Here is an 11,204-nt window from a genome sequence, read left to right as displayed (position 1 = left end):
CTGCCGCTGTGCGCAGCAGGTGCGCTCCCAGCCGGGGCAGCAACTCCGCCTTGACGGCCTGCCAGGAGCGGATCTCCGCTGCCGACAGGAGCGTGGCGGGTTCGTCCCGCATCTGGAGCCAGACCGTGCATGCTGCCGCCAGCACCGACATGGTGGCCACTGCCGTGGCCGGGCCGCTGCCCATCGCGATCGCACCGTTGCCACGCAGAATCATCGCGTCCGCCGACCCCATCGCCTCGGCGAGCCTGCGGCCTCGGTCGGCCTCGCGGACCAGCAACGCGGACGGATACACCGGAATGTAGTCGCCGAGCCAGCACGCCTGACCATGTGTCGGGGCGATGCGGTCGGTGCACATGCCGACGGCCAGCGAGGCCGCCGGCTGCGCACGAGCGATCGCTCCGGTCGCCGGGTAGCGCTGGTAGAGGGCCAGGTGGGCCCATGCCTCGGCCGGGCACCCGGGTGGCAATTCCGTGGCGGTCAACGGGACGCGGAGGCAGTCCGAAGCCGCGACGGTCGCCAAATCGGCCGCGGGGGTAATGACCATGTGGTCGACGTCCCTGGCGGAGACGTGCCCGAATGCGTCGACGAGCCCCAGCGCGGCCAAGGCTCGCGCCGCGTCGGCAACTTGGATATCGGTGGGGGAGCGCATAAGAGGTAACTGTATGCACTCAGGGGCGGCGGCACCACGCCGGAAGCAAAGTCGATGACCCTGCCGGGAACTCGTTCCGCTAGGTGAAATTTGCGAGCGTCCAACGTGACCAGCATCACTATTGAAGGTCAAGGTGTATACACTTCTGTTCGAAAGGATCCACCATGACCAGCGCTTTGACCGCCGCAGCATTCCAGGCGGTCGACACCCTCGACGCCGAGGGCTTTGCCGAGCTTTTCGCACCGGACGGCAAGATCACCTTCGGCAATTTCCCCACTCTCGAAGGCCGTGATGCGGTCGAGGCGGGCTGCGCCGGCTTCTTCGGCACGGTCGGTGGGATGCATCACGACATCGTCAACGAGTGGATCGTGGGCAAGAACACGATCGTCGAACTCGTGGTCACGTACACGCGTAAGGATGGCGGAAAGGTCCCGATCCCGGTGGTGTCGATCTGGACCGTAGGTGACAGCGGCCTGATCGACGAATACCGGGTCTTCTTCGACTTGGCGCCGGTGTTCGCATGAGCACGCGCAAGGCGACAGGACGCGTCGCGGTCGTCACCGGAGGCGCTGCCGGCATCGGGCAGGCGTTCGCCGAGCGCCTGGCCGTGGACGGACATGTGGTCGCCGTCGCCGACGTCGGCCCGGCGGACGAGACCCTGCGCCTGATCGAGAAGGCGGGCGGCCGCGGGTTCGCCGCCCATTGCGATGTGCCCTCGCCCGAGTCCGTGCGCGCATTCGCCGCCGAGGTCGAGGGCGAGCTCGGGCAAGTGGACGTCTTGGTGAACAATGCGGGCACAGGCCAGACCTTGATTGTCGACGACGGATGGATGCGGGCATGAACGAAAGTGAAGGACTTCATCGTGGCCTTCGTGACGGCTGAGAACGCCGGGCAGAACGTCCCGGCCTGACCCGACCGGCCGGACCTCCGCATGTGAGGTCCGGCCGTCCCGTCAGCCGTTGTCTCGACCATGACCACCGGCTGAATGCGTTCGTCTGGCCGGGAGGCTGTCGTACCGCCGGTGCGGTCGGCACCGGACCAGACTGGAGCGAGGCGCGTCGTCAGGTGAGGTTCTCCGCGATCGCGGTCGCGGCCGCCCTGGCGTCGGGCACGAGATCGATGAGGTGCCTGCGGCTCGAGCTCGCCGCCGGGCACGCCAACACGACAGCGGCGACGACCTTGCCCGACCGGGTGGTGACCGGGACGCCGACGGCGTTGACGCACTGCTCGCTTTCCTCGAGGCTGAGGGCATAACCCGTGCGGCGGACGACACCGAGCTCGCGACGCAGCGTGACAAGATCACGCATCGAGCCATCGCGCATGCGGACATGGCGGTTGGGGTAGAGCGCGACCAGTTCGGTGTCCGGAAGCTGGGCCAGGAGTACCTTGCCACCCGATGTGGTGTGCGCGGGGAGGAGAAGCCCGACTCGACTGGCGACGCGGAGCGCGTGGTTGCTCTCCACGCCGTCGACGAATCGGCAGCCGTTGCCCTGCAACGTCGCCAGAAAGGTCGTGTTGCCTACCTTGCGCGATAGCGCCGCCAGATAGGGGTGGGCCAGGGCGGCCGGGTCCTGCGGCGGCTCGGCGCCCGACGGCAACTGCGCCAGCCGAGGTCCCGGCAGGTAGACGCGTTTTCGGTCCTGTTCGGCGAACTCGTGTCGCTTGAGGGTCGATAACAGCCGGTGTGCGGTCGGGGGCGTCACCGACAGCAGCTCGGCGGCGTCGGCCACTCGCAACCGGCCGTGCTCGCGAAGAGCAATGAGGAGTGTGAGGACGTTCTCGGCTGAGGAGACCGACTCGTGCGACGGCATTGTCGCCGTGGTCATGACGCCACCATTCTGTTCTCCAGCCGGCCGATGCCGTCGATCTCGGTGACGACCAGGTCGCCGACGTGCAGGAAGGTCTTGCGCGGCATGCCCACCCCGGCCGGTGTTCCGGTCAGGATGACGTCACCCGGCTCGAGTGTCAGTACGCGGCTCGCGGCGGCGATCAGTCGTGGCACCGTGATCACCATGTCGGCGGTGGATGCTTCCTGTTTGATCTCCCCGTTGACGGTCAGCCGGAGTGTGAGGGCATGCGGGTCGCCGATCTGCCAGCCGGGAACGATTCCAGGCCCCAAAGGGCACGATCCGTCGAATGCCTTGTGCTGGACCCAGTCCCAGCCGAATGGCGGTTGGACCGCATCCTTCCTCGGGAACCGTCCGCGTGCGGACAGGTCGTTCGCGACGGTGTAGCCCGCGACGTGTTCGAGGGCTGTGCGCTCGTCGATATCGCGCCCGCCGGTGCCGATGACGACGGCCAGCTCGGCCTCCCAGTCCACGTCTGCGTTATCCGGCAGCCGCACATCGTCGTGCGCACTGACCACCGTCGTTGTCGGTGGCTTGAGGAAGAAGAACGGCTCGCCGTCGGGGTTCGGGCGCTGTGTGCCCATCTCCTGCGCGTGTCCGTAGTAGTTCGCCCCGGCGCAGAGTATCTTGCGGGGGTAGGTGAGAGGGGCGATCAGCTCGGCGTCCGGCGCGACCTCGAGTGCCGAGAGCTCGAGATTCTGGAGCAGCGGCGTGAACTCCTCCCACCGGTCGAAGACGTCCAGGAGAGTGCGAGCGGACAGCGACTGCGGCGCTCGACAGACTTTGCCCTCCGCGAGCACACCAATGCTCGGCTCGGCTCGGTTGTTCTCGACGAATTGGACGAGGCACCAACGCTGCGACGACATGCAAACCCCTTAGATCAGTGAGCTCACTAAAGTGCACACACTTTCGCGGGGGTTGTCAAGCTCGCTCGGCCCCGCTGTTCCGCAGGCCGAAATTTGCTGGGCAGTCACTTCTTCTCCCGACGTGCGAGACGAGAATTGTCCAGTGCCTGATTCCGCAAGGCGTGCCGAGCCGGATCCCGACACAGTGCTGGGCAAGGTGATGTCGGTGCTGCACGCGTTCGAGGTCGAGGACCAGGGAGTCGGTTTCGCCGAGTTGCAACGGCGTACGCGGCTGCCGAAGGCAACGCTGCACCGCATACTGGGCGATCTCGAGTCGACACGCCTGCTGGATCGGGTCGGCGGCGCCTATCATCTGGGCAGTCACCTTTTCGAACTCGGCATGCGGGCCTCGGTCGAGCGAGGCCTGATCGAGGTGGCCACACCCTTCCTCGAGGACCTCTACGAACGCACCCATGAGTTGGTGCACCTGGGGCTCCTGGAGAGCCACGAGGTGGTGTACGTCGCGAAGATAGGTGGCCACCGGCAGGTGCGCTCGCCTTCTCGACTGGGCGGCCGGATGCCCTTGCACGCCACCGCCATCGGCAAGGCGCTGCTTGCCCATGCTCCCGCGGACGTGCGGCGGGCGGTCCTTGCGGAACCGCTGCCACGACTGGCGCCGCGGACGATCACCGCACCGGGGACGCTCCGTAATCAGCTCGACGACGTGGTCGAGAGCGGGATCGCCTTCGAGTTCGAGGAGTCCGCCATAGGGATTGTGTGCGTCGCCGCGCCGGTGCTCGACGCCGATGAGCGGGTGCTCGCGGCGGTCAGCGTCACCGGTCCGGTAACCCGTTTCCGCCCGCGGCAGCACGCGGCGTCGGTGCGCGCTGTCGCGGACGGGATCGCAGCGACCCTGGCGCGGCGCGAGGCACTCCGGAAGCGGGATTGACACCGTCGCCGTCCGCGTCGCCTTGAAGTCCGACAAGGCGAATGACAACGGTGTCGTTCCTCTCTGCTACGGTTTCGCGTCGCACACCTCGGGAGGAAATCATGATCAAGTCTTCGTCCGTCACCGCCGCGCTCGCCATCGCTGCGGGCGCGCTGATCGCGCTGCCCGCCACGCCCGCGCACGCCCAGTCCCTGAACTGCGCGAAGGCCATCGAGCTGATCAACATCGCCATCGACACCACCGGCGGCACCATGGACGAAGCGACCGCGACCGCGCTGTCCGGCAGGCTGAGCGGCCTGGCCGAGACGGCGCAGGGCGCCGAACGGGATGCCATCGCGGCCTACGCAGGCGCTCTGATCGATGACGAGGTCGTCGACCTCACGCCGTTCACCGACGGACTCAACCGCGCCTGCGCCTGACCGCGCGCCCACCGGCTGCGCGGTGGATTCCCTGTCGGCAGCGGCATCGCCCAGGAGTCGGCAGGGAATTCGCGCAGTCGTCAAGCGTCGACCACCAGCAGCGGTCCCGGGAATCGGGACACGCGCGGGTGGAAGATCTCCGCGGTATCCGCCGCGACATCGGTGCGATGGTCGGGACATTCGGCTTCGCCCCTGAGCACGCAGCTTCCGCGCGGCCATCCCGCCACTTTCGACGGTGTCGCGCCTTCCGCATGGAGCTTGTGCATGCGTGACAGGCGCGTACACCGAACCCCCGCTGCGGCGGTCGTGCGCTATGTCGTGGCCGTCGCCAGCTCGATCAGGCGGGCGCGGACCAGGTCGGGGCGTTCGTCGGCGATGAAATGTCCACAGCCGGTGACGGGTTCGAAGGTGTAGTCGTCGGCACGGGCGGTGTCGGGGGCGGCCAGCGAAGGATGGAGAGCGGCGTCGTCCAGGCCGAAGAGCGCGCGGATGGGGATGGTGGCGCGGCGGCGCTCGGGATTGCGTGCGCTGTTCGGGATTTCGCGCACCCAGAACGTTCGGTAGGTGTCGGTGGCGGCGCGGGCGCAGACCGGATCGCGGAAGCGGTCGGCAAAGATTCGCACCACCTCGGGGCTGACCGCGCTGCGGTCGGTGATCGCGGCGGGGATGAGTCGTTCGAGGACGCGGGTGCGCTGTTGTAACGGCATGCCCGCGATGGCGAGCAGCGGTTGATAGACGAGGAAGCGCCAGACATGGCGCAACACCGTTGCCGCCGGGACCCATGGATGCGCCATGTTCAGTGCGAGATAGCCGTCGAAACGTTCGGGCTGGCGCAGCACCATCAGGTATCCGACATAACCGCCCCAGTCGTGTCCGACGAGCAACACGCGCTCCAGGCTCAGCGCATCGAGGAGCGCGAGCACGTCGGAGGCGATGTCCTCCTTCGCCCACCGATGCGGCGGCGGGCCCGACCAGCCGTAGCCCGGCAGATCGGGCGCGATGATCCGGAGTCCCTCGGGCGGGTCGGCGAGCAGATCCCGGTACGCGTAATGGTGCTGCGGCCAGCCGTGCAGCAGCACGACCGGACGGCCGTCGACCGGCCCGGCTTCGGTGACGTGGAATCGGACGCCACGGGCGGTGCTGAACGACCGGCGCACGCCGGGTATGACTGGCGGTTCGGAAACAGCGATACCGTCGGTAACAGGCATGCTGGTCACGATAGTTCGCCGGGCGGGTTCCGGACTACCGTCTGCGGGTGGATCCGGCCACCGACCGTGGGTGGAGAGAACCGTTCGGCGCCGTCGTCGCATGGGGGAGCGCCGGCCGGTGAACGTGCCGCCCGATCATGGCGGGTAACCGCTCACCGTGCTTCGTCATCACGTCGTTGCTGTTGGGGCAGTGGTCGTATTCCATGGCCGATGCGACACGACCGCTCGACACGACGTGCTCGGCGACGCAGTCTCGTCCAGCACCCGCATTTCGGCCGCGGCCTTGCGTACGTTCGGGAAAAGAAAGGCGTGCCAGGAGCTTTCGCGCACTTCGACGTCCAATTCCACGGCGAGGACATCACAATCCGGCCGGGCTCTCTCGGCTGGGTTCCGGTCCGCGATCAGTCGGGCACCGAACTCGAACCTGGCCACCAGATTCCGATCGACGTCCTGCGTGCACGAACGGAGGCAGCCGAAGCGATTGCACGGAATCCGTATGTAGGAAGGCCGCACATGACACCTGAGATCGCGGAAAGGGTCCGCAATAATGCCGAACTGCTTCGTGAAGAGCTCACTCGTGCCGAGGTCGCGGAACTCGAGGCCGACCGCCCGACGGAGTGAATGTTCGGCGCAGGAATCGTCACGATGCAGAGCAAACAGCCGGACGGTCGTGAGGGTGACGCGGTCGGCGAAACCGGGCACCGATAGTCAATAGGTGGGTCGCCGTCGTCGGTGCTATCGTTCGGGCGCGGCCGGACCGACCGGTACGGCCGGTATTGCGTTGGGGGGTTCCATGTTCAATTGGTATGTAGGTCTGCTCGCGGTCAGTGGTGTCGTCATGATCGCGATGGCCCTGGTGGAGAACGGGCAGAGCAAGGCTTCGCGCATCATCAACGCCATCTTGGGGCCCATCTACCTGGGCTATGCCATCTACCTGGCCTTCATCTTCGAGAGTGGCTCGTACTGGGTCTTCTTCCAGGCGTTCATCCTGCCGGTGCTGCTGGTGGTGGATTTCTTCCGGAACCGAACTCCGCGCCAGAAGCTGACCGAGACCCAGAAGGCGTGGCGTGAGCATCAGCGTTCCGAGCAGAAGCGGTAGGGCGAGTACACGCAAATCCGGTGCCCTACTGCACCATTCGATGTGTTGGTGTAGCGGACACGTGGCCAGGTCGCAGCGCACGAGCTACTGGGTCGGGGCCCTGGACTGTCTACTGCCAGATGTCGTGCCGCAGTTGCGGAGTCATGAGCTGCGGTGTGCCAGGTATCTATCCGACCGTCGCGTCGCGCGTCTGCCCGATAGTCGACGCAACGTCATTCGGGGTATGCGGCGATCTCGTTGTCGCCTTTCGTGCTACCCGTGTTCGGCAGCGCCTAGCGTGGCGGATAGTGCGGCGAATACCCCGGACACTCGGCCACCGATCCGTGTCGATCGACGTCGTCGATCGCATCGTGCTGCGTGACGGCGGAATCGCCGCCAACGACACCTACTTCGACTCGGCATCGCTGGTGCCGCGGCTGCTCGCGCATCCGATCCTGTCGCTGAAGCTGTTGCCGCGATTCTTCCCGACCGCCGCCGAACGCGCGGCATCGCGCAAGCACTCCCGCACCGAAGGGATGCAGCCCGTGACCACCACACCCACCACCGGCGTCCGCGCCGACGCGCTCGACCGCATGGCCATCGGGCGGCTCGTTCTCGCCGCCATCTCGCTGACCGCCCCCAGACAGTTCGCCAGGGCGGTCGGGATCAAGAGTTCCCCGGAGCTGACCTACCTGACCCGGATCTACGGGGCACGTGCCTTGGTGATGGGTCTGGGCTACCTGACCGGCAGCGAGGAGGAACGCGCCCGCTGGAAGCGGTTCGGGCTGGTCGTCGATACCTCCGACACCCTCACCGGTATCGCCCAGCTGGTTCGTCGCGACGTTCCAGTGCGTGCCGCAGTCAGCATGCTTGCACTGACCGGCTCCTATGCCGCGGTCGGCGCGGCCGAGGTCGTGTCGGACCGACGAAGGTGAACTCGTCCAGTGTGGTCCACGAGTGACATCAGCCGCGAAACGGCAATAGGCGTTCTGCAACGCTGAAAGTCGGCATGCCAGGGTCCGGGAACGGCGCCTGTGATAGATCCGATTCGCCGTTGACCAGGGAAAGTCGGGCTTCTCACCTTCATGTGCGTGCACAGGAGGTCGCTGCCTACGGTCGGTGCTGTGACCGAGAAGACGATTCCTCTGTTGATGGCTCGATCCATTGAGCCGGTGGCCGATTTCTACACCGCGTTGGGGTTCGAGATCACGTTCCGCCAAACCAAGCCCTCCCAGTTTCTGAGCGTGAAGCGTGGCGGTATCGAGTTGAACTTCCATGGAGACAAGGCTTTCGATCCGCAGTCGTGCACGCATGGCTGCCTGGTCGACACCGATGACGTCGACTACCTGTACGCGGTCTTCACCGCGGCGCTGGGCGAGGTCTTCGGGTCGGTGCCTACGCAGGGCGTCCCTCGGGTGGGCGTATTGAAGGACACGACCTACGGGGTGCGACAGTTCCTGATGACGGACCCCGGTGGGAACACCATCCAGATCGCGCAGCCGATCAGTGAGGACCAGCGACACCGGCCGGTGCCGCGGTCGACCTTCGACCGAGCCGTTCATATGGGCTCGCTGTTCGCCGATTCCAAACAGGACCTGGAGTTGGCAGTGAAGGTCCTCGACCGTGAGTTGCACCGAACCGACGAGCAGCCGACGCCGGTCCAGTTGGTGAAGCTGCTGGTGCTGAGGGCCGATGTGGCGCTTCGCCGCGGCGAGACGGACCTGGCCCGAGAACTGTTGGCTCGGGTCCGAGCGGCAGGGGTCAGCGAACCGGAACTGGTCGATGACCTGCGGCGAGCCACCGAACTCGAAGCCGCACTGTGACAGGGATTCCCGCCGCCGCGTCGCCTGGATCGTGATCAGCGGCCGAGCACGAGTCGGACCGGCCGAGCAACGGCGCCGCGGCCTGCTGCTGGCAGAACCGGGCTATAGCGAAGTGAACGCGATATGTCTCGCGACGCCGACCCGCCGCGCACGTTGCGACGACAGAACATCAGCCGCTGTGGTGTCATTGCTGTCGATAGCCTCGCTCGCTGTGATGGAGGTGGGGGATGTCCGGCACGACCCTGCCGTGTACTTGATCTGGCTCGGTGGGAGCGCCATTTGGAAGTCCCTGCCGCGCAATAGAGCGCCGGGCATCGGCGAAAATACCGCCACGGCTCCGATGGCTACGCGGGCGACGGAGGCTCTGCGCGCGGGTGCGATAACCAATCTGCTGAATCCGAAGGTCGGCGTCTTCTACATCAGTATCCTTCCGCAGTTCCTGCCCGTCGGTTCGGCCACGGCGGCGTCAGGAGCGGTGCTCGTTGGCATCCATATCGCCGTCACTTTCCTCTGGTACCCGGCACTGATCTGGACGGCGAGCAAAGCCCGGCACATGCTGCTGCGTGAGCGGGTGCGCGCCTGGATGGATCGAATCAGTGCCACCGTCCTGATTGGGGTCGGGCTGAAGCTGGCCGTGCAAACCCGTTGAGCCGCAGCCAGCTCCATCGACAATTGGCCGAGCAGTAGGTGTGGCCCGACCGGCGTCCCACGTACACAGCTTGGGCCTGTTGTGAAATGGCAAGACGTGGGTGGTGGCTGTCGTAATTCGTCGGGGAGCCGTTGGTTGATGGCGGCGATGTGGATGGTGGCCAGGCAGCGGACGGCGAGTTTGTCGAATCAGGCTGTGAGGACAACGGGTTTGGATCGGGAGCGGGGTCGGCTCAGCGGTGTCCGCCGGAGTGGTCGTGGGCGCAGACGTCGGTGCGGCGGCCGTCGGGGCCGACTGCTGCCTGCCCGGCGCCGTGGCCTTCCAGGGCGGCGAACGGGCCGCACTGGTGGACGGTGATCCAGACGTGGACCATCGGGTTGCCCGCGCCGGGGTTGATCGAGCCGGGCGGGCAGGCGCCCTGGGCGTCGGTGATTCCGGCGACCCGGGGGCCGTTGGCTCCCGCGCTCCAGCAGAGGTTGTCGTGGACGTGCCACTGCATCAGCGAGCCGCCGTAGTCGACGAGTTCGGGGTCGTCGAGCCTCTTGTCCGCGATGTACATCGCCGAAACCAGGGTGCGGTTCCGTCCGTCGACTCGGTAGACGAGCGACTCCGGGCGGGTCGCGTCGAGGAACCGGCCGTCGCGGATGTAGGCGGAGTTGATGTAGTGCTCGTAGCCGGTGGACGAGTCGCCGATGGAGCGGTAGCCGAGGGCTCCGACGGATTGCACGTCGGCGAAGGCGGGCAGGTTGTCGAGGGTGCTGCGGATCAGCGCGGTCGCGCGCTGTTCCTGCGCGGCGGTCACGCCGGGGACGCCGGATACGTCGATCGGGTTCGCGGGGTCGAACGGGCGCGGCCACTGTGCGCTCGCACCGTGGTCACCATGGTCGCCGTGCGCTCCTTGGTCGGCATGTGCGTGGTCGTCACCGTGCGCGGTCTGATCGCCGTGTGCGTGGTCGTCGCCGTGGCTGTGCACGTGCCCGACTCCGCCGAGCATCGCCGCCACCGCCAGCACAACCACCGCGGTCGCGGCGATACCGGTCCGCATCGCGGGCAGCTGCGCCTGCGGCAAGGCCAGCGCGACTCCGGCCGCCACCGCCGCCAGCACACCCAGCGCCGCGCACACACTGTCGATGAACTGCGGGGCTTCCGCGTCCAGCCCGTCGATCCACGGGACACTCGCGAACCGGGTGTAGACCCACATCGCCGCCGCGAACAGGTTGACCCCGACAACCGCCGCAGTCACCGCGCGGCGTGGGCTCAGCGTCGCCAGCAGCCCGGCCACGCATTGCAGCGCCGCCAGCGCGACCATGAGCCGGGCCAGTGTGGCGTGCTCGGTGTGCAGCCCCGCGGCGAACAGGTGCAGCGCACCCGCCCCGATCGATGCCAGGCCGCCGAGTAGCAGAAATCCGTTGCGCCCGTTCGCCATATTCGCCGTCCTACTCTCTCGCGTTCCGGACATTATCCTGTCGAGTTGAACCACCTTTGTCGCATTCGTGAGAGAACTCTGAGGCTTCCGCGTTCACCCCGGGTGGAGAACGGGTTCGGCGTCGACGGAGGATGGCACCTCGGTGTAGCTCGTCGGGCAACGCTCACCCGGGGGGGCCTACCCGCGCAACGGGGTGGCGACGACGCCGCTGCGAGCGATGGTGTCCGGCAGTCGTTCCCGATGAACTCGAGCGGACGCAGTGCAGTTCCGCGAACACGTCGCCGACAAGACTCCGTCGCGGTAGCCTGCCG

14 protein-coding genes are annotated in these 11,204 nt (G+C 66.9%); 8 read left to right on the top strand and 6 right to left on the bottom strand.

The features are described 5' to 3' along the window. Positions 1–649 (bottom strand): class II aldolase/adducin family protein (locus AC3ERS_RS23520; protein WP_431970214.1); only part of this gene is annotated, 649 nt, incomplete at its 3' end. Positions 650–825: 176 nt separating this feature from the next. On the opposite strand from AC3ERS_RS23520, the gene AC3ERS_RS23515 reads away from it, so the two are divergent. Next, the gene (locus tag AC3ERS_RS23515) at positions 826–1,173 is read left to right on the top strand and encodes a nuclear transport factor 2 family protein (protein WP_431970213.1); all 348 of its coding nucleotides are present in this window, start codon (positions 826–828) and stop codon (positions 1,171–1,173) included. Beyond that, positions 1,170–1,490 carry an SDR family NAD(P)-dependent oxidoreductase gene (locus AC3ERS_RS23510; RefSeq protein WP_431970212.1) on the top strand — a complete coding sequence of 107 codons (321 nt, stop codon included), beginning with the start codon at positions 1,170–1,172 and terminating at the stop codon, positions 1,488–1,490. The genes AC3ERS_RS23515 and AC3ERS_RS23510 overlap by 4 nt, the downstream gene beginning before the upstream one ends. A 220-nt stretch (positions 1,491–1,710) precedes the next feature. Here the strand turns inward: AC3ERS_RS23510 and AC3ERS_RS23505 are convergent, their stop codons facing one another. Together AC3ERS_RS23505 and AC3ERS_RS23500 are read right to left on the bottom strand one after the other, a co-directional pair. Continuing rightward, entirely contained in the window at positions 1,711–2,475 is a 765-nt protein-coding gene (locus AC3ERS_RS23505; protein ID WP_431970211.1) for an IclR family transcriptional regulator, read from the bottom strand. Next, complete coding sequence (locus tag AC3ERS_RS23500) at positions 2,472–3,362, bottom strand: fumarylacetoacetate hydrolase family protein (RefSeq protein WP_431970210.1); 891 nt, start codon at positions 3,360–3,362, stop codon at positions 2,472–2,474. Before AC3ERS_RS23500 ends, AC3ERS_RS23505 begins: the two co-directional genes overlap by 4 nt. A gap of 199 nt (positions 3,363–3,561) precedes the next feature. Here AC3ERS_RS23500 and AC3ERS_RS23495 point away from each other — a divergent pair, with 199 nt between their 5' ends. Together AC3ERS_RS23495 and AC3ERS_RS23490 are read left to right on the top strand one after the other, a co-directional pair. Further along, a complete protein-coding gene (locus AC3ERS_RS23495) occupies positions 3,562–4,290 on the top strand; it encodes an IclR family transcriptional regulator (protein ID WP_431970233.1) in 729 nt (242 codons plus the stop codon). Positions 4,291–4,391: 101 nt separating this feature from the next. Further along, the gene (locus AC3ERS_RS23490) at positions 4,392–4,709 is read left to right on the top strand and encodes a hypothetical protein (protein WP_431970209.1); all 318 of its coding nucleotides are present in this window, start codon (positions 4,392–4,394) and stop codon (positions 4,707–4,709) included. Between the two features lie 311 nt (positions 4,710–5,020). Here the strand turns inward: AC3ERS_RS23490 and AC3ERS_RS23485 are convergent, their stop codons facing one another. Together AC3ERS_RS23485 and AC3ERS_RS23480 are read right to left on the bottom strand one after the other, a co-directional pair. After that, positions 5,021–5,917 carry an alpha/beta fold hydrolase gene (locus tag AC3ERS_RS23485; RefSeq protein ID WP_431970208.1) on the bottom strand — a complete coding sequence of 299 codons (897 nt, stop codon included), beginning with the start codon at positions 5,915–5,917 and terminating at the stop codon, positions 5,021–5,023. A 168-nt stretch (positions 5,918–6,085) separates the two neighbouring features. Then, positions 6,086–6,619: a hypothetical protein gene (locus AC3ERS_RS23480; protein ID WP_431970207.1), complete on the bottom strand. Its 534-nt coding sequence runs from the start codon at positions 6,617–6,619 to the stop codon at positions 6,086–6,088. A gap of 91 nt (positions 6,620–6,710) precedes the next feature. Between AC3ERS_RS23480 and AC3ERS_RS23475 the strand changes: the two genes are divergently transcribed. From AC3ERS_RS23475 to AC3ERS_RS23460, 4 genes are all read left to right on the top strand, one after another. Further along, entirely contained in the window at positions 6,711–7,016 is a 306-nt protein-coding gene (locus AC3ERS_RS23475; RefSeq protein WP_431970206.1) for a hypothetical protein, read from the top strand. 323 nt (positions 7,017–7,339) lie between these two features. After that, a complete protein-coding gene (locus tag AC3ERS_RS23470) occupies positions 7,340–7,930 on the top strand; it encodes a hypothetical protein (RefSeq protein WP_431970205.1) in 591 nt (196 codons plus the stop codon). 216 nt (positions 7,931–8,146) lie between these two features. Then, positions 8,147–8,818 (top strand): VOC family protein, encoded by a 672-nt coding sequence (locus tag AC3ERS_RS23465; RefSeq protein WP_431970204.1) that lies wholly within the window; start codon positions 8,147–8,149, stop codon positions 8,816–8,818. Continuing rightward, positions 8,778–9,467 (top strand): LysE family translocator, encoded by a 690-nt coding sequence (locus AC3ERS_RS23460; protein ID WP_431970203.1) that lies wholly within the window; start codon positions 8,778–8,780, stop codon positions 9,465–9,467. The genes AC3ERS_RS23465 and AC3ERS_RS23460 overlap by 41 nt, the downstream gene beginning before the upstream one ends. Before the next feature lie 232 nt (positions 9,468–9,699). On the opposite strand, the gene AC3ERS_RS23455 is transcribed toward AC3ERS_RS23460, so the two are convergent. Beyond that, positions 9,700–10,893, bottom strand: a complete 1,194-nt coding sequence (locus tag AC3ERS_RS23455; RefSeq protein ID WP_431970202.1) for a hypothetical protein — start codon at positions 10,891–10,893, stop codon at positions 9,700–9,702. Between the last annotated feature and the right edge of the window lie 311 nt (positions 10,894–11,204).

It is taken from the genome of Nocardia sp. bgisy134 (assembly GCF_057708325.1).
Note: the sequence above shows the minus strand (reverse complement) of the source record. Positions and strands in the feature narration are given on the sequence as shown.

Coding starts and splice junctions, on each gene's coding strand:
- AC3ERS_RS23510 (WP_431970212.1), top strand. CDS start 1,170: ATGAGCACGCGCAAGGCGACAGGACGCGTCGCGGTCGTCACCGGAGGC.
- AC3ERS_RS23505 (WP_431970211.1), bottom strand. CDS start 2,475: ATGACCACGGCGACAATGCCGTCGCACGAGTCGGTCTCCTCAGCCGAG.
- AC3ERS_RS23500 (WP_431970210.1), bottom strand. CDS start 3,362: ATGTCGTCGCAGCGTTGGTGCCTCGTCCAATTCGTCGAGAACAACCGA.
- AC3ERS_RS23495 (WP_431970233.1), top strand. CDS start 3,562: ATGTCGGTGCTGCACGCGTTCGAGGTCGAGGACCAGGGAGTCGGTTTC.
- AC3ERS_RS23490 (WP_431970209.1), top strand. CDS start 4,392: ATGATCAAGTCTTCGTCCGTCACCGCCGCGCTCGCCATCGCTGCGGGC.
- AC3ERS_RS23485 (WP_431970208.1), bottom strand. CDS start 5,917: ATGCCTGTTACCGACGGTATCGCTGTTTCCGAACCGCCAGTCATACCC.
- AC3ERS_RS23475 (WP_431970206.1), top strand. CDS start 6,711: ATGTTCAATTGGTATGTAGGTCTGCTCGCGGTCAGTGGTGTCGTCATG.
- AC3ERS_RS23465 (WP_431970204.1), top strand. CDS start 8,147: ATGGCTCGATCCATTGAGCCGGTGGCCGATTTCTACACCGCGTTGGGG.
- AC3ERS_RS23460 (WP_431970203.1), top strand. CDS start 8,778: ATGACCTGCGGCGAGCCACCGAACTCGAAGCCGCACTGTGACAGGGAT.
- AC3ERS_RS23455 (WP_431970202.1), bottom strand. CDS start 10,893: ATGGCGAACGGGCGCAACGGATTTCTGCTACTCGGCGGCCTGGCATCG.